Source organism: Corallococcus sp. CA041A (assembly GCF_003612075.1).
Lineage (GTDB): Bacteria > Myxococcota > Myxococcia > Myxococcales > Myxococcaceae > Corallococcus > Corallococcus exiguus.
Map to the genome: position 1 here is coordinate 1 of NZ_RAWF01000150.1, position 25,176 is coordinate 25,176.

Genomic DNA, 25,176 nt, shown 5'->3' on the forward strand with positions numbered 1-25,176 from the left:
CCGCCCCTCCCCCTCCCGGCCGTGAGGACGCGCCTCGTGGAGACATCGAGGAGCGCGTGGCCGCGCTGTGGCGCGACCGTCTGGGCCTGGAGTTCGTGGGCCGCCATGACGACTTCCTGGAGCTCGGCGGCAACTCGCTGACGGCCGCGCAGCTGCTCAATCAGCTCCGTGATGCCTTCGGCGTGAACCTGCCGCTGGCCGCCCTCTTCGAAGCGCCCACCGTCGCTGGCATCGCGGGACGCCTGGAGCCCCTGCTGCTCCAGGCGCCGCAGGCCCCCGTCTCCACGGAGCTTCCGCTGGTGCCCCTGCCTCGCGACGGTAGCGAGCTGCAGCTGTCCTTCGTGCAGGAGCGCGTCTGGCGCCTGGAGCAGCACCTGCCCGGCCTGTCCGCGTACAACCTCCCGTTCGTCCTCCGGCTCGAAGGCGACCTGGACGCGGACGTGATGGAGCGAGGCATCCAGGAGATCGTCCAGCGCCACGAAGCGCTGCGCACGACCTACGACACCGTGGACGGCCGCCCCGTGCAGCGCTTCCACCCGCACATGCGCGTGCCCCTCACCCGCGTGGAGCTGCGCGGCCCGCTGGAGACGCGGGAACCGGAGGCGCTGCGGCTCGCCCGTGAGGACGCCGCGAAGCCGTTCGACCTGGTCCACGGCCCCGTGCTGCGCACCACCTTGGTTCGACTGGACGCGAAGCGGCACCTGCTGATCTCCAGCATCCACCACATCGTCAGCGACACGATGTCCATCGCCCTGCTCGTCCAGGAGCTGGGCCAGCTCTACGACGCCTTCGTCCAGGGCAAGCCGTCTCCACTCAAGCCACTGCCCCTCCAGTACGCGGACTTCGGTGCATGGCAGCGCCGGGGCATCACGAGCGGCCGTCTGGCCGAACAGGACCAGGGCTGGCGGCAGCGGTTGGCCGGCATGCCGCGCCGGTTGGATCTGCCCACGGACCGTCCCCGCTCCAACGAGCCGCTCATCTCCTCCCAGCGCATGACGTTGGATTTCCCGCCCGCGCTCGCCCACGAGCTGGTGGCCTTCACGCGCCGCGAGGGCTTCACCGGCTACATGACGGTGCTCGCCGCGTGGCAGACGCTGCTGCACCGCTACTCCGGTCAGACGGACGTCGTCGTCGGCACGCCCATCGCCAACCGCACGCGGCCAGAGCTGATGCCGCTCATCGGCTACGTGGCGCACTCCGAGGCGTTCCGGACGCGCTTCACCGAAGGTCTCACGTTCCGCGAGCTGCTGGCCCAGGTGCGAGGCGAGGTCGCGGACGCGCAGACGCGCCCGGACGTGCCCTTCGAGTACCTGGTGGAGGCGCTCATCCCGGGCCATGACATCGGCCGGGGGCGCATGACGGACTCCGTGTTCGTCTACCACACGGGCGTGAGTTCCTCGGAGACGCTGGAACTCAACGGCCTGCGCGCCACGTTGGTTGAGGTGCCGGGCACGCCCGTGCAGTGGGGCTCCACCCTGAGCGCGCTCACCCTGGTCCTCTTCGAGTCCCCCACCCGCGTCCATGGCGCGCTGGAGTACGCGTCGGACCTGTTCGACGCGGCCACGACAGCGCGGCTGATGGAGCACTTCCAGGTGCTGCTCGGCGCCGCGCTCGCGAACCCCGACACGCAGGTGGCGCACCTGCCGCTCGCCACGGATGACGAGCGCCGCGCCTGGCCCACGCCTCGCGCCACACCGGGGCTGGTCCCTGTCCCCACCGCACTCGCGGAGCGGCGCGCGCGCCACGCTGGCGCCACCGCCCTGTCGCAGGGGGAGACGCACTGGACCTGGGCGGAGCTGGGCGCTCGCGCGGATGCCCTGGCCGCGAGGTTGAAGGCGCTGGGCGTGAAGGCTGGAACACCGGTGGCCGTGTGCCTGCGCACGTCGCCGGAGAAGCTGGCCGCGCTGTGGGCCGTGCTGGGCGCGGGCGGCGCGTGCGTCGCCCTGGGCCCGTCCGACCTGAGCCAGCTGCCCGTGTACGCGCTCGAAGGCGCCCCGGTGCCGGTGCTCGTCACCACGCGCGCGCTGGTGGCGTCCGTGCGCGTGGACGCGGCGCGCGTCGTCTACGTGGAGGACGTGACAGTCACAGCCGAGGCTCCCGCCACCGCCGCGCACGCGGAGCCGCACGCCCTGGCGTGGCTACTGCCCACGGGCCGAGGCCAGCCCGCGTGGGCCCTGGGACACCGGGAGCTGGCGGAGTTCTTCACCGGCCTGGACACGCGCCTGTCGCCCCCGGACGGCGGCGCGTGGCTGGCCGCGAGCGAGCCGTCCTCCGACCGTCCGGAGCTGGAGGCCCTGTGGGCGCTCACGCGAGGCCTTCGGGTGGTGTTCCCGCCGGAGCGGATCACCGCTCGGCTGGTGGGCCTGGGCGATGGGGGCACCCGCGCGAAGGCGATGGACCTGAGCCTCATCTACTTCGCCAACGACGAGGACACGCTCCAGGGTCCCAAGTACGAGCTGCTGCTGGAGGGCGCCAAGTTCGCGGACGCGAACGGCTTCTCCGCGGTGTGGACACCGGAGCGGCACTTCCACTCGTTCGGCGGTCTGTATCCACAGCCGGCCGTGGTGGCGGCGGGCCTGGCCACCGTCACGAAGAACCTGCGCCTGCGCTCCGGCAGCGTGGTGTTGCCGCTGCATGATCCGCTGCTCATCGCGGAGCAGTGGTCCGTGGTGGACAACCTGTCCCAGGGCCGCGTGGGCCTGTCCGTGGCCACGGGCTGGCACACGCAGGACTTCACCTTCGCTCCGGCCAACTACGAGAAGCGGCGCGACATCCTGCTGGAGAAGCTGTCCACGCTGCGTGCCCTATGGAGAGGCGAGCGCTTCAAGCGCCCCGCGGGCGCTGGCAGCACGGCGGAGGTCGGTCTGCGCCCGAAGCCGGTGCAGAAGGAGCTGCCGGTGTGGCTCACCGCCACGGGCAACCCGGAGACGTTCCGGATGGCGGGCGAGCTGGGCGCGGGCGTGCTCACGGGCCTGATGTCGCACACGCTGGAGGAGCTGAAGCAGAAGGTGGCGCTGTACCGCGACGCGTGGCGCCGCAACGGGCACCCGGGCCGAGGCCACATCACCTGCATGCTGCACACGTACCTGGGCGACGAGGAACAGGAGGTGCTGCGCACGGTGCGCCAGCCCCTGCTGTCGTACTTCCGCAGCTCCGTGGACATCAGCACGTCGCTGCTCCAGGCGCAGGGCATCACCGACGTCCAGAAGCTGTCGCCGGACGACATCAACGCGGTCCTGGAGCGCACCTTCGAGAACCACGCGAAGAACACCGGCCTGCTGGGCACGGTGGACAGCGCGCTGCGACGGCTGCGCGACGTGCGCGCGGCGGACGTGGACGAGGTGGCGGCGCTCATCGACTTCGGCCTCGACACCCCGGTGGTGCTGGAGGGCCTGCGCCGGCTCGCGACCGTGCGTGAGCGCATGGACGCGGAGGCCGCCGCCCACCAGGAGCAGGTGCTGGTGGAGGCCGAGGCGGGCGTGGAGGGACTGCTGGAGCTGGCGCGCCAGTCCGGCGCGGTGCTGCTGCACACGTCAGCCCGCCTGGCGCGTTCACTCAGCGAGCTGCCGGGGGCGCGTGAGTCGCTGTCGCGCGTGGGTGCGCTGGTGTTGGAGGGCGCGTCGGTGGAGCTGGGCTCGGCGCTGCACCGGGCCGCGGGCGTGGAGGTGTGGCTGTCCGGTGACGCCCAGGAAGGCGCGCTGCTGCCGCGCACGTTGGCGGAGCGCATCCCCGCGAACCTCCAGGCCTGGGTGCTGGACGCGGCCGGTCAGCCCGTGCCCGTGGGCGTGGTGGGTGAGCTGGCCCTCGCGGGCGCGGGGCTCCCGTCCGCACTGTGGCGCGCGGGTGATGAGGAGCACCGCCGCCTGGTGCCGCACCCTCGCGAGGCTTCCGCGAAGCTGTTCCGCACCGGCCGTCATGCCCGCCTGCGCGGGGATGGCCGGTTGGAACCGGTGGCCTCGCCGTCGCGGCTCCCGCCTCCGCCCGTGGCGCGTCCCGCCGTCGTGGAAGCGCCGCGTCCCGTGGCGCCCGCCGCACCGGCGGTGGCGAACATGAGCCCACCGCCCATTCCGCGCGTGAGCCGGGATCAGCCGCTGCCCCTGTCCTTCGCTCAGCAGCGCCTCTGGTACCTCCAGCAGATGGAGCCCACGAGCAGCGCGTACAACAACCCGGCCATCTTCCGGCTCAAGGGCGACCTGGACAGGGCCGCGCTCCAGGCCGCGCTGGACGCGATGGTGGTCCGCCACGAGGTGCTGCGCACCACCTACGCCCTGGAGGGGGACCACGCGGTGCAGGTCATCCACCCGCCCCGAGGCCTGCCGCTCCAGCACTGGGACGTGCCCGGCGACACGCCGGAGGCGCGCGAGGCGGCGATGCGCGCGTTCTGCCAGGACGCCGTGCGCCAGCCGTTCGACCTGGAGCAGGAGGTCTTGCGCGCGGCGCTGATCCGCCTGGGGGCCCAGGAGCACGTGCTGCTCGTCACCTTCCACCATGCGGTGTCCGACGCGTGGTGCACCCTGGTCATCGCGCAGGAGTTGACGGTGAACTACACGGCCTTCCGCGCGGGCCAGCCCTCTCCGCTCCCGGAGCTGCCGGTGCAGTACGCGGACTACGCCGTGTGGCAGCGCGCGTGGCTGGAAGGCGGTGTGATGGAGAAGCAGGTGGCCTGGTGGAAGGACCACCTGACCGGCGCGCCTCCGCTGGACCTGCCCACGGACCGGCCTCGCCCGGCGGTCATGTCCTCCGCGGGCGCGCGGCACACCTTCCTCCTGCCGACGGCGGTGGCCGCGCCGCTGCTGGCGCTGGGCCGCAAGCACGGCGCTACGTCGTTCATGGTGTTGATGGCCCTCTTCCAGACGGCGCTGTCGCGCTACTCGGGACAGGACGACTTCGTGGTGGGCACGCCCATCGCGGGCCGCACGCGTCCGGAGCTCGAATGGCTGATGGGGTGCTTCATCAACACCCTGCCCTTCCGCTCGAGGCTGTCTGGCCAGCCGTCCTTCGTGGAGCTGCTGGGCCGCGTGCGCACCCAGGCCCTGGACGCCTACGCGCACCAGGACGCTCCCTTCGAGCGCGTGCTGGATTCGCTGGATCTGCCGCGCGACCTGAGCCGCACGCCGCTGTTCCAGGTGAGCATCAACGTGGTGAACATGCCGGAGGTCCAGGGCCGGCTGTCGTCGCTGGAGCTGACCCCGGTGGAAGTGCCGACCGGCACGGCGAAGTTCGACCTGGGCATGGAGGTCGTGGAGGTCAAGGACGGCTTCAACTGCGGCATGGAGTACGCCACCGCCCTCTTCGACGCGGCCACCATGGAGCGCCTGGCCCGGCACATGGTGGGTCTGGCGCGCGAGGTGGTGGCCCATCCCCAGACGCCCGTTGCCCTGCTGCCGCTCATGGACGCGGCGGAGCGCCAGCGGGTGCTGGTGGAGTGGAACGACACCTTCCAGGACTTCCCCCAGGACGCGCGCATCCCGGACCTCTTCGCCCGGCAGGCCGCGGCGAGGCCGGACGCGGTCGCGGTGGAGTCCGGCGGCGAGCGCCTGACGTACGCGCAGCTCGAAGCGCGGGCGAACCAGTGGGCGCACGTGTTGCGTGAGCACGGCGTGGGCCCGGACGTGCTGGTGGCGGTGTGCCTGGAGCGCTCGCTGGAGCTCGTCGTCGCGCTGCTCGCCGCCGTGAAGGCGGGGGGCGCGTACCTGCCGTTGGATCCCAGCTACCCGGCGCCTCGGCTGGCCGCGATGCTGGAGGACGCGCCCGCGAAGGTGCTGCTCACCACGCGAGCCCTGCGCGCGGCGGTGCCCCTGCCGCTGGAGCTGCCGTCCGTCTTCGTGGAGGAGCTCGCCGCCCGGGATCTGCCCACGGCACCGGTGGTGGCGGGAGCGGACTCGCGCCATCTGGCCTACGTGGACTTCACCTCCGGCAGCACCGGGCGCCCCAAGGGCGTCGCGGTGGATCACCGCGCGGTGATGCGCCTGCTGCACCACCCGGCGTTCGCGCGCATGAGCGCGAACGAGACGTTCCTCCAGCTGGCGCCCATCTCCTTCGACCCGGTGACGCTGGAGATCTGGGGACCGCTGCTGCACGGCGGACGGCTGGTGATGTTCCCGCCCACGTCGCCGTCGGACCTGGACGTGCTGGCCCAGGTCATCCAGCGCCATGGCGTCACCACGATGATGCTCACCGCGGGCCTCTTCACGCAGGTCGCGGACCTGAAGCCGGAGGCCCTGACGGGCGTGCGCCAGCTGCTGGTGGGCGGCGACGTCGTCTCCCCGCCGCACGTGCGCAAGGTGCTGGAGGCGCATCCGGGCCTCGTCGTGACCGCGGGTTACGGCCCGACGGAGGCGACGCTCATCGCCGCCACGCACGTGATGACGGAAGCGGCGCGCGTGGACGCCCCCGTGCCGCTGGGCCGGCCCATCGCGAGGACGGACCTGTACGTGCTGGACGCGCGCGGACAGCCGGTGCCCCCGGGCATCCCCGGCGAACTGCACATCGGCGGCGAGGGCCTGGCGCGCGGCTACATCTCCCGGCCGGACCTCACCGCGGAGCGCTTCATTCCGCATCCCTTCTCCTCGCGGCCCGGTGAGCGCCTCTACCGCACGGGCGACCTGACCCGGTGGCGCGCGGATGGGACGCTGGACTTCCTGGGCCGCACGGACCACCAGGTGAAGGTGCGCGGCTTCCGCATCGAACTGTCGGAGGTCGAGTCCGCGCTGGGCGCTCACCCGAACGTGCGCGAGACCGTGGCCGTGGTGCGCGAGGACGTGCCCGGCGACAAGCGCCTGGTGGCGTATGTCGTCGCCCCGTCCGCCCCCGAGCCGGAGGCGCTGCGCGACTTCATGCGCCAGCGGGTACCGGACTACATGCTGCCGTCGGCGTTCGTCCTGCTGGAGTCGCTCCCGCTGACGGCCCAGGGCAAGGTGGACCGCAAGGCCCTGCCCGCGCCGGAGGGACAGCGCGCCTCGCGCCGCGAATACGTGGCGCCGCGCACCCCGAGGGAGCAGGCGCTGGCCCAGGTGATGGCGCAGGTCCTGCGCGTGGAGCGCGTGGGCCTGGACGACAACTTCTTCGAGCTGGGCGGCGACTCCATCATCAGCCTGCAGGTGGTGGCGAAGGCGCGGCAGGCCGGCGTGCGGTTGCAGGTGAAGGACCTGTTCCAGCACCCCACCCTGGGCGCGCTGGCGGCCGTGGCCCGCGACGGCGATGCCACCCTCGCGGAGCAGGGCCCGGTGGTGGGCGACGTGCCCCTCACGCCCATCCAGGTGGACCTGTTCGAGCGTGAGCCGACGTACCCGCACCACTTCAACCACGCCCTGCTGCTCAAGACCCGTCAGCCGCTCAAGCACGACCTGTTGCAGCGGGCGGTCCAGGCGCTCGTCGCCCACCACGACGCCCTGCGCCTGCGCTACGTCCACGCCGAAGACGGCACGTGGCGCCAGGAGAGCGTGGCCCCTGAGTCCGCTCCGCCCGTGCTCCTCCAGGTGGACCTGTCGATGCTGCCTCCAGAGGCCCGGGGCGCCGGGATGGAGCGGGAGGCAGCGCGCCTCCAGGCGGACTTCGCTCTGGCGACAGCGCCGCTGGTGCGCGTGGCGCTGTTCCACTTCGGTGCCGGAGAGCCGCAGCGCCTGTTGCTGATCATCCACCACCTGGTGGTGGACGCGGTGTCGTGGCGCATCCTGGTGGAGGACCTGGAGACGGCGTACCTCCAGCTCCAGTCCGCCCGCGCTCCGGCGCTGCCCGCGAAGACGACGTCGTTCCTGTCCTGGGCGCAGCGGCTGGAGAAGCACGCCCTGTCGGAAGTGCTGGGCGAGCAGGAATCCTTCTGGCGGGAGGCGATGCGCGGCGACGTGGCCCCGCTGCCCGTGGATGGCCCGGGTCCGTACACGTACGCGTCACGGAGCAGCGTCGCGGTGGAGCTGGATGCGGAAGAGACGCGACAGCTGCTCCAGGAGACGCCCACCGGCTGGCGTGCGCGCATCGACGACGTGCTCCTGACCGCGCTCGGGCGGACGTTGGGCGAATGGACGGGGAAGCCGGACGTCCTCATCGAGTTGGAGGGTCACGGCCGCGAAGAACTGTTCGCGGACGTGGACGTGTCGCGCACCGTGGGCTGGTTCACGTCCGTGGCGCCTGCGCTGCTGCGGCTGCCCAAGGATGGCTCGCTGGGTGAAGGGCTGCGCGCCGTGAGGGACTCGCTGAAGGCGTGGCCCGGCCGGGGCATCGGCTTCAACCTGCTGCGCCACCTGGGGCCTCCGGAGACGCGGGCCCGGTTGGCCGCGCTGCCCAAGGCGCAGGTGTCGTTCAACTACCTGGGCCAGCTGGACGGCACGGCCGCCGCCAGCACGCTCTTCACCCTGAGCGACGAGCCGGTGGGTCCCATCGTGGAGCCCCGGGCCTTGCAGCCGCACGCGCTGGCCGTGGACGGTTCGGTGCTCCAGGGCCGGCTGCGAATGACGTTCGGCTACAGCCACCAGCAGCACCACGAGGCGACGGTGCGCACGCTGGCGGAGCGCTTCCTCGGAGTGCTGCGCGAGCTCATCGCCCAGCGCCATTCCGAGGATGCGCGGCGGCGCACTCCCGGCGACTTCCCGCTGGCCCGCCTGTCCCAGGCCGCGCTGGACGCGGTGTTGGCGGCGCAGGGCCCCACGGTGGAGGACGTGTTCCCGCTGTCCCCGCTCCAGGAGGGCATGCTCTTCCACGCCCTGAATGATCCGGAGGCTGCCTACTACTTCGAGCAGGCCGGGTGGTCGAGCCACTCGGACGTGGACATCGCGCTGCTCCAGCGGACGTGGCAGACGGCGGTGGACCGCAACCCCATCCTGCGCACCGCGTTCGTGTGGGAGGGCCTGGAGTCGCCGCTCCAGGTGGTGCACTCGCACGCCACGCTGCCGTTCATCATCCACGACTGGCGCCACCTGCCAGAGGCGGAGCAGCCGGCCGCGTTGGCGAAGCTCACGGCGGAGGACCGTGCGCGCGGCTTCGACGTGTCTCGGGCGCCGCTGTCGCGGATGACGGTGGTGCGCCTGGGCGAGTCGCGCTGGCGCTTCCTCTGGAGCCACCACCACCTGCTGATGGACGGCTGGAGCATGGGCCTGTTCTTCCAGGAGGTCTTCGCCCTCTACGACGCCGTGCACGCCGGGACTCCGCCGCCGCCCATGGGCCGGCCTCCGTTCCGCGACTACATCGCGTGGTTGGACCGCCGGGATCTGGTGGAAGACGAGCGCTTCTGGCGAGACCAGCTCACGGGCCTGTCGGCGCCCACGCCCCTGCCCTCGGTGCGGCCTGCGTCCCTGGTGCGGCCCAGCACGTCCGAGAAGCGGCCCGACGTGAGGGTGACGCTGCCGGCGCCAATGACCACCGCGCTGGAGTCCTTCGCGCGGCGGCATCAGCTCACGCTCAACACGCTGACGCAGGCGGCCTGGGCGCTGGTCCTGGCGCGCCACGCGGACACGCGAGACGTGCTCTTCGGAACGACGCTCGCGGGCCGTCCGCCGGAGCTGCCGGGCGCGGACGCCATGCTGGGCCTGCTCATCACCACGCAGCCGGTACGAATCACGCTGCCCGGTGATGGCGAACCCGTGCTGCCGTGGCTCCAGTCGCTCCAGGCGAAGCTCCTGGGCATCCAGCAGCACCAGTACTCGCCGCTGGTCTCGACGCACGGTTGGAGCGACATCCCCCGAGGACAGCCGCTCTTCCAGTCGCTGTTCGTCTTCGAGAACTACCCGTTCGACGAGTCGGTGTTGCGCCGCTTCACCGCGATGGACCTGCGCGACCTGGAGTTCGGCGACAGCACGAACTACCCGCTGTCGGCCACCGTGATACCGCGCGAAGAACTCCAGTTGCAGCTGGTCTACGACGCGGGCCACTTCGACGCGGGCGCCATGCAGAGGGTGTTGGGCCAGTGGCGGCAAGCGCTGGAGGGATTGCTCCAGCCGGACGCCCGGATCGAGGACGTGTCACTGCTGCCCGCGGAGGACCGCGCGTGGCTGCTGCGCACCGGCACCGGCGACGCCATGGCCTTCGAGCGCGACGCCACCCTGCATGCGCGCTTCGAACGCCAGGCCGCCGCGACGCCGGACGCCAACGCCGTGGTGTTCGGCGGGACGACGCTGACCTTCCGCCAGCTCAACGCGCAGGCGAACCAGCTCGCCTGGCACCTGCGGTCGCTGGGAGTGGGCCCTGAGGTGACAGTGGGTCTGTGCCTGGAGAGGTCGGCGGAGGCCATCGTGGCGCTGCTGGCGGTGCTCAAGGCCGGAGGCGCCTTCGTTCCGGTGGACCCGTCGGCCCCAGCCGCGCGCAAGTCGTTCGTCCTCAAGGATGGTGGCGCGAGCGTGCTGGTGACGACGCGGGCTCTGCAAGAAGCGTGGCACCCAGAGGTGCCCCACCTGGTGCGGCTGGACGCAAAACCTGTCGGACAGTCGGACAGGTTTGGGAAGGCCGCGTCGGGAGCCGAGGCCAGCGAACCTGTCGGACAGTCGGACAGGTTTGCTGAGAACCTGCCGCCGGCGGCGGGCCCGGCGAACCTGGCCTACGTCATCTACACGTCGGGCTCCACCGGCACGCCCAAGGGAGTGATGGTGCAGCACCGGTCGGTCCTCAACTTGCATCAGGCTCTGACCCGCAGCCTCCACGCAGGGTTGGCACCGGGACAGCGCGTCACCGTCAACGCGCCGCTGCACTTCGACGCATCCATCGCCCAGGTGGTCCAGCTGCTCGCCGGCCACTGCCTGCACATCGTCCCGGAGGACGTGCGGCAGGACGCGGAGGCGATGGTGGCGTGGCTGGAGGGCCAGCGCATCGACGTGCTGGACTGCACGCCGTCGCAGCTGCGGCTCATGCTGGCCTCGGGCCTGCTGGAGCGCGTCCACGTGCCGGGAGTCATCTCCGTTGGTGGCGAGGCGGTGGACGAAAGCTCCTGGCGCCAACTGCGTGCATCCAACCGCACGCGGGCGTTCAACGAGTACGGCCCCACGGAATGCACGGTCGACGCGGCGGACTGGCGCATCCAGGACGCGGCCCAGGAGACGCCCGTCATCGGTCGTCCGCTGGCCAACCTCAACGCGTACGTGCTCGACGGGCACCAGCGACTGGTGCCTTTGGGAACACCGGGCGAGCTGTGCCTCGGCGGCGAAGGCGTCACGCGTGGCTACCTGGGCCGACCGGACCTGACGGCCGAACGCTTCGTGCCGGATCCGTTCAGCACGGAGCCCGGCGCGCGGCTCTACCGCACGGGTGACAAGGCCCGCTGGCGCGAGGACGGCACGCTGGATTACCTGGGCCGGTTGGACTTCCAGGTGAAGCTGCGCGGCTATCGCATCGAGCTGGGCGAGATTGAAGCCGCGCTGCGCTCGCACCCGGACATCCGGGACGCGGTGGTGCTGGTTCGCGAGGACCGGCTCATCGCCTGGATCGCGCCCCAGGTGGACACGGCGCCCCTGCGTCAGCACCTCCGGCGGACCCTGCCGGAGTACATGGTGCCCGCCGCGTTCGTTGCGCTGGACGCCCTGCCCCAGACCCCCAACGGCAAGGTGGACCGCGACGCCCTGCCCTCGCCCGAGGCTGCCCCGGCCTCCGAGCGCGTCATCGAACCGCCCTCGACGCCCACGGAGGTGACGCTGGCCTCGCTGTGGAGCGAGGTGCTCCGCGTCCCGGCGGTGGGCCGCCATGACGGCTTCTTCGAACTGGGCGGCCACTCGCTGCTGGCCACGCAGCTGGTGTCGCGAGTGCGTGCGCGCTTCGGCATGGAGCTGCCCCTGCGGGCGCTGCTGGAGGGCCCCACCGTGGCGGAGTTGGCGCGCCGGATCGACGCGCCCCAACAGCCCCAGCAGCAGGATGCGTCCGCTTCCGCGCTGCCCTCGCTGGTCCGCGCGGAACGGCCGGATGTGCTGCCGCTGTCGTTCGCGCAGCAGCGCATGTGGTTCGTCGAGCAGCTGGGCACCGCGGGCACCGCCTACAGCATCTCGCACCTGATGGACCTGGACGGCTCGCTGGACGTCATCGTCCTGCTGGCCGCGTTCGACGAACTGGTGCGCCGCCACGAAGCGCTGCGCACCACGTTCCAGTCGCACGAAGGCACGCCGTCGCAGGTCATCCACCCGCCGTTCCCCATGTCCCTGCGGCACGCGGACCTGTCCGCGCTCCCGACGCACGAGGCACGAGAGGCGGAGGTATCACGGCTGGCCCGGGAGGAGTCCTCCACCCCGTTCGACCTGGAGCAGGGCCCACTGTTCCGAGGGCTCCTGATGAAGCTCGGGGCCACGAAGCACGTGCTGCTGCTCAACACGCACCACATCGTCACGGATGGCTGGTCCACCGGCGTGCTGGTGCGGGAGATGGGCGTGCTCTACGCGGCGTTCGCGGCGGAACAGCCGTCGCCGTTGCCAGAGCTGACGGTGCAGTTCGCGGACCACGCCCTCTGGCAGCGCGCCTGGTTCCAGGGCGAGGTGCTGGAGTCGCAGGTCGCGTACTGGCGCGACCAACTGGACGGCGCCGCCCCCTACCTGGAGCTGCCCACGGACCACCCGCGTCCATCCCTTCAGGGGGCCTATCGCGCCGGCTCCCAGCCCCTCGTCCTGTCGCGGGAGCTGAGTGAAGCGGTGGAGGCGTACGCGCGGCAAGCGTCCTCCACGCCGTTCATGGTGCTGCTCACGGCGTTCCAGTTGCTGTTGCACCGGTACTCCGGACAGGAGGACGTGCTCGTGGGGTCGCCCATCGCGGGCCGTCGCCACGCCGAGTCGGAGTCGCTGATCGGCTACTTCGCGAACACAGTCGTGTTGCGCACCCGGATGCGCGGGACACAGCGCTTCCGCGAGCTGCTGGACGCGGTGCGCGCCACCACGCTGGGCGCCTACGAGCACCAGGACCTCCCCTTCGAAAAGCTGGTGGAGGTGCTCCAGCCGGAGCGCGACCTGGGCCGCACACCGCTCTTCCAGGTGACGTTCACGCTCCAGAACGCACCCATGCCGGAGCTGGCGCTGCCAGGACTGACGCTCAAGGCCCGCGAGGACCTGAAGGAGTCCACCCACTTCGATCTGCAATGCGTGCTGGCTCGAGGGCCGGACGGCTTCGAAGGCGTGCTGGGCTTCAACCAGGACCTGTTCGATCCGGACACGGTGGCCGGCATGGTCGAGCACCTGCGGGTGCTGCTGGAGTCCGCGCTCCGCTCGCCGGACGCGCGGCTGCCGGAGCTGCCGTGGCTCACCGGGGTGGAGCGTCAGCGGCTGCTCTCCGATTGGAGCGGCACCTCCCGCGACTTCCCGCGTGACGCGTCCGTGGCCTCGCTCTTCACCGAGCAGGCCGCGCGCACGCCGGACGCCACGGCGCTCAAAGCCGGTGAGCGGCGGATGTCCTACGCGGCGTTGGACCGGGCTTCGAACCAGCTCGCGCATCACCTGAGGCGTCAGGGCGTGCGGCCCGGCCACCGGGTGGGCCTGTGCGTGGAGCGTTCATTCGAGAGCATCACCGCGCTGATCGGCATCCTGAAGGCCGGTGCGGCCTACGTGCCGGTGGATCCTCAGGCCCCCGCGGAGCGCATCGCGTGGGTGCTGCGCGAGGCGGGCGTCAGCCTGCTCGTGACCGAGGATGCGGTGGCGGACGAGCTGCCGGCCGTCACGGACCTCCAGGTCCTGTTGGACGCGGACGCCGCTGTCATCGCAAGGCAGTCCGAAGCGGCGCTGGACCTGGCGGTGTCCTCGGAGGCGCTGGCCTACGTGATGTTCACGTCGGGAAGCACCGGCCGGCCCAAGGGCGTGAGCGTGCCGCACCGGGGCATCACGCGCCTGGTGCGCGGTGCGGACTTCATCCACTTCGGTCCGGAGGAGGTCTTCCTCCACCTGGCACCCATCGCGTTCGACGCGTCCACGCTGGAAGTCTGGGGCGCGCTGCTGAACGGGGCGACGCTGGTCGTGGCCCCCGCGGGCGCGCTGTCGCTCGGGGACACGGGCGCGCTGCTGCGGCGCGAGGGCATCACCACGCTGTGGCTCACCGCCGCCCTCTTCGAGCAGATGGTGCTGCACCAGGGAGACGCGCTGGCCCGCGTGAGGCAGGTGCTGGCGGGTGGCGACGTGCTGCCCGTGGAGCGAGTGCGCGAACACCTGAAGCGGCTGCCTCCAGGCGCCGTGCTGGTCAACGGCTACGGCCCCACGGAGAACACGACATTCTCCGCCACGCACACGCTGCGCGCCGGTGACACCGTGGGCCGCTCGGTGCCCATTGGACGGCCGCTGTCGAACTCCACGGCGTGGGTGCTGGACGCGACGCTCCAGCCCGTACCGCCGGGTGTGCCGGGCACGCTGTACGTGGGCGGAGACGGCCTGGCCTGGGGCTACCTCCAGCGCCCGGACCTCACCGCCGAACGCTTCATCCCCCACCCCTTCGCCAAAGAGTCCGGAGCGCGCCTCTACGACACGGGCGACCGCGTGCGCTGGCTGCGTGACGGGACATTGGATTTCCTGGGCCGCGCCGACTTCCAGGTGAAGCTGCGCGGCTTCCGCATCGAGCTGGGCGAAATCGAAGCCGTGCTGCGCCAGTCGCCGGAGGTCGAAGAGTCGGTGGCCGTGGTGCGCGAGGACGTGCCCGGCGACAAGCGCCTCGTGGCCTACGTGGTGAGCGGTGAAGGCCTGGACACGGGCGTGCTGCGGGCAGCCGTGCAGAAGCAGCTGCCGGACTACATGGTGCCGTCCGCCATCGTGGTGCTGCCGAAGTTGCCGATGAGTCCCAACGGCAAGGTGGACCGCAAGGCCCTGCCCGCGCCGAAGGCCCGTGTGGCGGACCCCGCATCCGCCACGCCCCGGAGCGCGCTGGAGAAGGCACTCGCGGACATCTGGGCGGAGGTGCTGCATCTGGAGACGGTGGACATCCACGGCGACTTCTTCGAGCTGGGTGGGCACTCGCTGCTGGCCACGCAGGTGGTGGCGCGCATCCGTTCATCGCTGGGTCTGGAGCTGCCACTGGGCGAGCTGTTCCGCGCGCCCACGGTGGCGTCGCTGGCGGAGCGGCTGGTGGATGCCCGCCGCACCCAGGCGCCGCCGCTGGTCCCCGTGTCGCGCACGTCGGCGCCCGCTCTGTCCTTCGCGCAGCAGCGGCTGTGGTTCGTGGACCAGTTGGAGCCGGGCAGCCCGCTCTACAACATGCCGCTGGCGCTGAGCCTCACCGGCGACCTGGACGTGGAAGCATTGCGCGGAAGCCTGGACGCGCTGATGGCGCGGCATGAATCCCTGCGGACCACCTTCCGCATGGAGGCGGGCAAGCCGGTACAGGACATCCACCCGGAGGGCCACGTCCCCCTGGAGCTGGTGGACCTGACGGGCCTGGGAAGTCGCGCCGCGAAGCAGGCCGAAGCCCAGCGCCAGGGCCACGCGGAGACGCTCCGCCCGTTCGACCTGACGCGCGGGCCGGTGATCCGTGCACTGCTCATGAAGCTGGACGCGCGCGAGCACGTGCTGGTGCTGCACCTGCACCACATCGTGTCCGACGGCTGGTCGCTGGGCGTCCTCGTGCGGGAGCTCACGGCCCTCTACGCGGCGCTGCGAACGGGCCAGCCCGTGACGCTGTCCCCGCTGCCAGTGCAGTACGCGGACTACGCCGTCTGGCAGCGCGGCTGGCTCCAGGGCGGCGTGCTCCAGGCACAGGTGGAGTGGTGGAAGCAGCAGTTGTCCGGGGCCCCCTTCGTGCTGGACCTGCCCACGGACCGGCCGCGGACGGCCGGTGCGGATCGGCGCGGTGGGCGGATCCAGGTGTCGCTGCCGCGCGCCCTGAGCGAGCGCGTGGAGGCACTGGCGCAAGCGGAAGGCACCACGCCCTTCATGGCGCTGCTTGCTGCGTTCCAGGCCGTGCTGTCGCGCACGTCCGGACAGGACGACGTGCTGGTGGGCTCGCCCATCGCGAACCGCCGGCAGGCGGAGACGGAAGGCCTCATCGGCTTCTTCGTGAACATGCTGGTGCTGCGCGGGCGCTTCAGCGCACGGACGACGTTCCGCGAGCTTCTCGCGCAGATGCGCGCCACGACGCTGGGCGCGTACGAGCATCAGGACATCCCGTTCGAGCACCTGGTGGAGGCGCTCCAGCCCGAGCGTGACCTGGGCCGCACGCCGCTGTTCCAGGCGATGTTCGCGCTCCAGAACGCCCCCTTGCCGGAGCTGGCGGTGCCCGGCCTCATCGTGGCGCCAGCCCACCTGGAGGGCGATGCCCCCTCGCAGTTCGAGCTGGCCCTGAACCTGAGCCGCTCGGCGGACGGCTACGAGGGCCACCTGGGCTACGCGGCGGAGCTGTTCGACACGGCCACCATCGAGCGGCTCTTCGCCCAGCTGCGGCGGTTGCTGGAAGCCGTGTGCGACGCGCCGGACCTGCCGCTGGCGGACGTGTCGCTCGTCTCGCCGGAGGAGCTGGTGCGGCTGGTGCGCGTGGGCAGCGGCGAGTTGGTGGACTTCGAACGGGACGCCACGTTGCACGGCCTCATCGAGCGGCAGGTGGCGCGCACCCCGGATGCCCCCGCTGTCGTGTTCGAGGCGTCGTCGCTGACGTACCGGCAGCTCGACACGCGGGCGAACCAGCTCGCGTGGCGGCTGCGTTCGCTGGGCGTGGGGCCAGAGGTGAAGGTGGCGCTGTGCCTGGAGCGTTCGGTGGAGGCCATCGTGGCGCTCCTCGCGGTGCTCAAGGCCGGTGGCGCCTTCGTCCCGTTGGATCCTTCCGCCCCGGCGGCGCGCAGGGACTTCGTGCTGAAGGACAGCGGCGCGGCCGTGCTCGTCACGACCGAAGCCGCCTGCGGGGACTGGAGCCCCGACGGCGTCCACGAAGTGTGGCTGGACGTCGAGCAGACCGGCCTGGGCGCCCTCTCGCATGAGCCCCCGCCCGCCCTGACGGGCCCGGAGCACCTGGCGTACGTGCTGTACACGTCCGGATCCACGGGCACGCCCAAGGGCGTGATGGTGCAACACCGCACCATCCTCAACATGCACCGGGCCTTCATCCGCGCCTTCTACGCGGGCCAGCCCAAAGGCCAGCGCGTCACCGTCAACGCGCCGCTGTACTTCGACGCGGTGATGGACCGCGTGGTGCAGCTCATCGACGGCCACTGCCTCCACATCGTCCCGGACGCGCTGCGCGTGGACCCGGAAGCGATGCTTGCGTGGCTGGACCAGCACCGCATCGACTCGTTCGACTGCACGCCCGCGCAGCTCAAGCCCCTCCTGGCGGCGGGGATGCTGGAGCGGGCCTGGGTGCCGCCCCTCGTGATGATGGGAGGCGACGCACTGGACGCGGAGGCGTGGCGCAAGCTGGCCGCGACGGACCGCACGCGCGTCTTCAACGGCTACGGCCCCACGGAGTGCACGGTCTGCACGGCGGGCGTCGTCGTCCAGGGGAGCCTCCGCACGGAGCCCTTCATCGGCCGGCCCGTGGCGAACCTGAATGCGTACGTGCTCGACGCGAGGCAGCGCCTGGTGCCCTTCGGCACGCCGGGAGAGCTGTGCTTCTCCGGCGAAAGCGTCACCCGCGGCTACCTGGGCCGTCCGGACCTGACGGCCGAGCGCTTCGTGCCAGACCCCTTCAGCGCGGAGCCCGGAGCCCGCCTCTACCGCACGGGCGACAAGGGCCGCTGGAGGCCAGACGGCACGCTGGAGTTCATGGGCCGCCTGGACTTCCAGGTGAAGCTGCGCGGCTACCGAATCGAGCTGGGCGAAATCGAAGCCACGCTGCGCACCCACGCGGGCGTCAGTGACGCGGTGGCCCTGGTGCGCGAGGACGTGCCGGGCGACGCGCGGCTCGTGGCCTACGTAGTGACGGACGGCGACACGGAAGGACTGCGCGAGTACCTGCGCCGGCACCTGCCGGAGTACATGGTGCCGTCTGCCTTCGTCGCCCTGCCCGGCCTGCCGCTGACGCCCAACGGCAAGGTGGACCGCAAGGCGCTGCCCTCACCGGAGGCGCGGCTGCGTGCCGCGCGCTCGTACGAGGCCCCGGCGACGCCCGCGGAGGTGGCCCTGGCCTCGCTGTGGGAGGAGTTGTTGAACGTGCCCGTGGTGGGCCGCAACGACCACTTCTTCGAACTGGGCGGCCACTCCATCCTGGCCACGCAACTGGTGTCCCGCATCCGCGCCCGCTTCGGCGTGGACGTGGGCGTCCGGGCGCTGTTCGAGTCCCCCACCGTGGCGGCGCTCGCCCAGCGGCTGCCGGACGCGCCGGAGGCCAGCGCCCTGCCGCCGCTGCGTCCCGCGACGAGCCCCGGCCCGCATCCGCTGTCGTTCGCGCAGCAGCGGCTGTGGTTCATCGATCAGCTCGACCCGGGCAGCGCGCTCTACAACATGCCCACCGCGCTGCGCCTCTCCGGCGCGGTGGACGTGCCCGCGCTCCAGCAGGCCTTCGACGCTCTGGTGGAACGTCACGAAGCGCTCCGCACCACGTTCGAAGCCCACGACGGCGAACCCCGCCAGCACGTGCACCCCGCCCCCACCGGAGTCCTGTCGGTGGTGGACCTGACGGGCCTGCCCGACGACGAGAGAGAGACGGAGGCCGTGCGGCTCGCGAGCGAGGACGCGCTGAAGCCCTTCGACCTCGCCGTGGGCCCGCTGGCGCGCCTCACGCTCCTGAAGCTGGGCGAAGAGGAGCACGTGTTGCTCCTGTGCATGCACCACGCCATCGGCGACGGCTGGTCCATGAGCATCCTGGTGCGCGAAGTCACCTCGCTCTATGAGGCCTTCCGGCAGGGCCAGCCCTCGCAGCTGGCTCCATTGCCGGTGCAGTACCCGGACTTCGCCGTGTGGCAGCGCGGTTGGCTCCAGGGCGAAGTGCTGGACGCGCAGCTGGGCTGGTGGACGCAGCAGTTGGCCGGAGCCCCGCAGGCCCTGGCCCTGCCCACCGACAAGCCGCGCCCGCCCCAGCGCTCCGCCAGGGGCGCGACGTTCCCGGTGCGCCTGTCGCAGTCGTTGAGCGAAGCGGTGGAGGCCCTGGCCCAGCGCGAAGGGGCAACGCCCTTCATGCTGTTGCTCGCGGCCTTCCAGACGCTGCTGCACCGGTACTCCGGTCAGGAGGACCTGCTGGTGGGCACGTCCATCGCGGGCCGGCGCCACGCGGAGACGGAGGGCCTCATCGGCTTCTTCGTCAACACGCTGGTGCTCCGCGCACGGTTCGACGGCCGCCCGTCGTTCCGCCAGCTGCTCTCGCAAGTGCGCGCCACCACGCTGGGCGCATACGAGCACCAGGACATCCCCTTCGAGCGCCTGGTGGAGGCGGTGCAGCCCGCGCGCGACCTGTCGCGCACGCCGCTCATCCAGGCCCTCTTCGCGCTCCAGAACCTGCCGGAAGCGGAGGTGCGCCTGCCGGAGCTGACGCTGCGTCCGGTGGAGGTGGACCTGTCCTCGACGAAGTTCGATCTGGACCTGAGCATGGCCCGCACGGAGCGGGGCTTCGAGGGCGCCCTCTCCTACGCCACGGACCTCTTCGAACCCGCCACGGCCCGCCGGCTCTCGGAGCACTTCCTCCAACTGCTGGAAGCCGCCGTCACCCGGCCGGACGCGAAGGTGGACAGCCTGCCCCTGCTGACGGCGGAGGAGCGCCAGTGGGTGCTGGAGGAGTGGAGCGGCGAGACGGCTCCCTTCGAAGTCGACGTGCCCTTCCACGCGCGCTTCGAACAGCAGGTGACGCGCACGCCGAAGGCGCCCGCCGTGGTGATGGGCGACACCTCCGTGTCGTTCCACCAGCTCAACGTGCGCGCGAACCAACTGGCGCATTACCTGCGCTCGCTGGGCGTGGGCCCGGACGTGCCGGTGGCGTTCTGCCTGGAGCGTTCGCCAGAGGCCATCGTCACCATCATGGGCATCCTCAAGGCGGGCGGTGCATACGTGCCGCTCGACCCGGCGGCCCCTGAAGCGCGCAAGGCCTTCATCCTGGAGAACAGCGGCGCGGCCGTGCTGGTGACCACCCAGGCGCAGGTGGAGTCGTGGCAGCCACCGACGCGGCACGTGGTGCGGCTGGACGCGGACGCGCGGCGCATCGAGTCGTCCTCGCCGGGCAACCCGCGGTCGGGCGTGCGGCCGGAGCATCTGGCCTACGTCATCTACACGTCGGGCTCCACGGGCGCGCCCAAGGGCGTGATGATCCAGCACCGCTCGCTGGCACACCTGCGGCGCGCGATGAACGAAACCTGCTTCGACCGGGCGTCGTCCCGGCCGCTGCGGGTCAGCGTCAACGCGCCGTACTTCTTCGACGCGTCGGTGCAGCAGCTGTCGCTGATGCTGGACGGCCACTGCCTGTTCCTCGTCCCGGAGACCGTGCGGCGGGATCCGGAGGCGATGCTCACGTGGGTGGAGCAGCACCGCATCGACCTGCTGGACACCACGCCGTCGCAGTTCCAGCTGCTGCTGGAGGCGGGCCTGCTGGAGCGCGAGCACGTCCCGAGCCTCTGCTCCATCGGCGGCGAAGCCATGGACGAGGTGACGTGGCGCACGCTCACGGCGACGGAGCGGACCTGGGCCTTCAACGCCTACGGCCCGACCGAGACCACCGTGAACGCCACCATCGCCCCCATCCAGGGCAGCCCCATGTCCACGCCCGTCATCGGTCGCCCGCTGCTGAACCTGGGCGCGTACGTCCTGGACGCGAACCTGAACCCCGTGTCCGTGGGCGTCCCGGGCGAGCTCTACATCGGGGGCGAGGGCCTGGCGCGCGGCTACCGCCACCGGCCGGACCTCACGGCGGAGCGCTTCATCCCCCATCCGTTCAGCACGGAGCCCGGGGCGCGGATGTACCGCACGGGCGACCGGGTCCGGTGGATGCAGGATGGCACCCTGGAGTACCTGGGCCGGGTGGACTTCCAGGTGAAGCTGCGCGGCTACCGCCTCGAGCTGGGTGAAATCGAGGCCGCGCTGCGTGCATCTCCGGGCGTCCGCGACGCGACGGTGTTGCTGCGTGAGGACGTCCCTGGCCTCCCGCGACTGGTGGCGTATGTAACGCCAGAGGTGGACACCGCGACGCTGCGGGGACACCTGCAGCGCTCGTTGCCGGAGTACATGGTGCCCGCGGCCTATGTCGCCCTGCCCGTCCTGCCGCTGACGCCCAACGGCAAGGTGGACCGCAAGGCGCTGCCCGTCCCCGTGGACGGACCCGTGAGCCCCGAGACCCACGTGGGCCCCAGGAACGAAGTCGAGGCGCGGGTCGCGGCGCTCTGGGCGGAGGCGTTGGGCGTGTCCACCGTGGACGTGCGCACCAGCTTCTTCGAACTGGGCGGGCACTCGCTGCTCGCGGTGCGGCTGATGGCGGCGGTGCACCGGGAGACGGGCCGGAAGCTCCCGCTGTCGGCGCTCTTCCAGGCTCCCAGCGTGGAGCGGTTCGCGGTCCTGCTGGGTGAGGCCGAGCCGAAGCCCTTCACGCCACTGGTGCCCTTCACGAAGGAAGGCACGGGCAGCGCGCCGCCGTTCTTCTTCGTGCACCCGGTGGGAGGCAACGTGCTGGCCTACGCGGAGCTCGCGCGGAGGCTGGGACCGGATCAGCCCTTCTACGGCATCCAGGCCCGAGGCCTCGACGGCGCGGATCAGCCGCTGGACACCGTGGAGGCCCTGGCCGCCAGCTACGTGCGGGTGGTGCGTGGGGTCCAGCCCCACGGTCCGTATCACCTGGGTGGGTGGTCCCTGGGCGGCGTCATCGCCTACGAGATGGCGCACCAGCTCCGCGAAGCAGGTGAAGCGGTGGAGCTGGTGGCGATGATCGACTCGTACGTTCCAGAGACGGTGTCGGACTCGGAGCCGGACCTGGACCGCACGCTGGCGGTGGGCATGTTCGCGCAGGACCTGATGGGCGTGTCGCTGGCGGACCTGGACGTGGACACGGCGGAGCTGGCGACGCTGGAGCCTGAGGCGGCGCTCGCGAAGGTGCTGGAGTCCGCGGCCCGGTCCGGTGCGCTGCCACCCGGAGTGGACGCCACGGCCCTCTTCCAGGTCTTCGAGGCGAACCTCGAAGCAGCCCGGCGCTACCACCCGCCCGCCATGGATCAGCGGTTGGTGCGCTTCCAGGCGGAAGAGCTCGTCGATGACACGGGCACGGGAGACGGTGGCTGGGCGGCGCTCGTGGGAGACCGGCTGGAGTCGCATCGCCTGCCGGGCACCCACTACACGCTGCTACGCGATCCGGTGGTCCAGTCCGTGGCGGAGTTGCTGATGAAGGCGCTCCGCGACGCGGGCAAGAAGTAACGCAGGCACCGCGAGTCCCTGCCGCCCACAACGCGGAAACCCCGCTCCCTCCTTCGAGGGGGCGGGGCCCGTGAACAGAGTGACTGGCGCGCCGCGGCGCTACATGCGCGATCAGGTCCGCGACGTTCACCACGCGTGACAGGCCAGAGTCGGTGAAGGCGCGACACGGGATGTATCAGGCGGGTCAAGCTAGAAAGGTTTCATGGAGTGGTTGAAGAGCCTGCTCGGCCGCGCTTGAGGGCGTGTCGAGTCCCCGCTCCCCGAGTGGGCTGGCGTCAGGAACCTCCGGGGTTTCGTCACCAGGAGTGCCGAGGAATTGAGCACCCGGGCTGCTATTAAGTGTCGGCGCTTTTTCGACACATGGATGGCTCCCCGTGCACGACTTCTCGCGAACCCTTCCTGGCGTCCTGCTGAAGCTTGTCCAAGGGCCGTCCGCCCACGCGCCGCTCTACACGTTCCTGGGTGAAGCCGACGGTGAAGAGACCGTGTGGAGCGCGTCCGACCTGGACGTGCGAGCACGGCGGATTGCCTCCGCGCTGCGAGAGCGAGGCGCGCAAGGCGAGCGCGTGCTGCTGCTGTACCCGCCGGGGCTGGACTACATCGCGGGCTTCTTCGGCTGCTTGTACGCGGGAGCGGTGGCGGTGCCCGCGTATCCGCCGGACCCGATGCGGCTGGAGCGCACCCTGCCCCGCCTGCGCGCCATCATCCAGGACGCACGTGCGTCGGTGGTGCTCACCACGTCGGGCATCCTCGGGCTGTCGGACTTCGTCTTCGAGCAGGCGCCGGACTTCCGCGCGCTGCACTGGATGGCGACGGACGAGTTGCCGGAGGGCGGCGAGCGGGACTGGGTGGCGCCGGAGGGACTGGGCGCGGAGTCGCTCGCGTTCCTTCAGTACACGTCCGGGAGCACGGGCACGCCGAAGGGCGTGATGCTCACGCACGGCAACCTGCTGCACAACCTGTCGCTCATCCACGGTGCCTTCGGCGCACGTGCGGACAGCGTGGGCGTCATCTGGCTGCCGCCGTACCACGACATGGGCCTCATCGGCGGCATCCTGGAGCCTTTGTACGGAGGCTTCCCGGTGACGTTGATGTCGCCGATGGCCTTCCTCAAGCGGCCCATGGCGTGGCTGGAGGCGGTGTCGCGCTTCGGGGGCACCATCAGCGGCGGGCCGAACTTCGCGTTCGACTTGTGCGTGCGAAAGAGCACGCCGGAGCAGCGGCGGGCGTTGGACTTGAGCCGGTGGGAGGTGGCCTTCTGCGGCGCGGAGCCGATTCGCCCGGAGACGCTGGAGCGCTTCGTGGAGGCCTTCGGCCCGAGTGGCTTCCGACGAGAGGCCTTCTACCCGTGCTACGGGCTGGCGGAAGGCACGCTCATCGTCTCCGGAGGCGAGCAGTCGGCGCCGCCGGTGTCGGTGACGATTTCAGGTGAGGCGCTGGAGCGGCACCGCGCGGAGGAAGTGGGCGCGGCGCAGCCCGGTGCGCGCACGCTGGTGGGGTGTGGCCAGACGCTGGCGGAGCAGCGAGTCGCCATCGTGGACCCGGAGACGTTGGAGCGGCGTGGGCCCGGGGATGTGGGCGAAGTCTGGGTGTCGGGGCCGAGCGTGGCCCAGGGGTACTGGGGCCGCGAGGAGGCGACGCGCGAGACGTTCCAGGCGCGCATCGCGAGGGAGGACGGCGGGCCGTACCTGCGCACGGGTGACCTGGGCTTCCTGCGGCCGGAGGGTGAGCTGTACGTCACGGGGCGGCGCAAGGACCTCATCATCCTGCGCGGGAGAAACCACTACCCGCAGGACCTGGAGGCGACGGTGGAGGGGGCGCACCCGGCGCTGAGGCCCGGGGGCGGCGCGGTGTTCTCGGTGGAGGTGGGGGGCGAGGAGCGCGCCGTCGTGGTGCAGGAAATCGACGTGCGGCGGCTGGGCGGACTGCGTGAGCAACTGGCGGCGGCGGACGCGGCGGTGGGCACCATCCGTCAGCGGCTGGCGGAGTCGCACGAGGTGCAGGCGCACGCGGTGGTGCTCATCGAGCCGGGCAGCCTGCCCAAGACGTCCAGCGGCAAGGTACAGCGTCACGCGTGCCGAGCAGCCTTCCTCGCGGGGGCATTGCAGGAGGTGACGGCGTGGCGGGCGGAGGGCTCTCAATCCTCCAATGCACGCCCATCGCCGGCCGAGGCTCCCCTGCCCGCTGGGCCGAAGGAGGAAGCGGCACTGCCTGAGAAGCCGGACGCGGAAGCACTGGTCACATTGCTGCGAGACATCGTGGCCCGGCACGTGCGCATGATCCGTGAGGACATCGACGTCGATGCTCCGGTGACTCGCTACGGGTTGGACTCGTTGGGCGCGGTGGAGCTGGCGCACGAAGTGGGCGCCGGCACCGGGCTGACAGTGCCCATGGAATGGCTGCTCCAGGGGCCGAGCATCACGTCCCTGGCTCATAGGCTGGCCTCCCTCCGTGACGCGGCGGGCCCCGCGCCTCTTCGCAGAAACGTGAGCGGCGACCGCGAGGCGTCCTCCTCGCAGGCCCGGTTGCTCTTCCTGTCCCGGTACGCCCCCGGCGACGTGTCCTACAACCTGCCCGCCGCCGTGCGCCTGGAGGGCGAACTGGATGTGGCCGCGCTGGAGGGCAGCCTCGTGGCGCTCGCGGCCCGGCATGAAGGACTGCGGACCTCCTTCCGCGAGACCTCGGGGCAGCCCCGACAGGTCATCGCGCCGGACGCATCCCTGCCGCTGGCGCGCGTGTCACTGGAGTCCCTGCCCGCCAACGCCCGCGAAGCCGAGGCGCTCCGCTTGGCCCACGAAGAGGCCCGCCGCCCGTTCGACCTGGAGCGTGGACCGCTGGTGCGCGCCACGCTCCTCACGCTGGATGCGCGGACCCATGTGCTGGTGCTCGTCATGCACCATGCCGTGTCGGACGCCACGTCCATGGCGGTGCTGGTGCGCGAGGTCTCCGCCCTCTACTCGGCGCTGCGCGAAGGCCGCCCGTCGCCCCTGCCCGCCCTGCC

2 protein-coding genes are annotated in these 25,176 nt (G+C 71.5%); both read left to right on the top strand.

The features are described 5' to 3' along the window. Nucleotides 1-22,175: non-ribosomal peptide synthase/polyketide synthase (locus D7V77_RS25030; RefSeq protein ID WP_120578820.1), on the top strand; the 22,175-nt coding region annotated here is incomplete at its 5' end. Nucleotides 22,176-22,549: 374 nt separating this feature from the next. Beyond that, the coding region (locus D7V77_RS25035) for an AMP-binding protein (RefSeq protein ID WP_233597212.1) at nt 22,550-25,176 on the top strand (2,627 nt) is incomplete at its 3' end.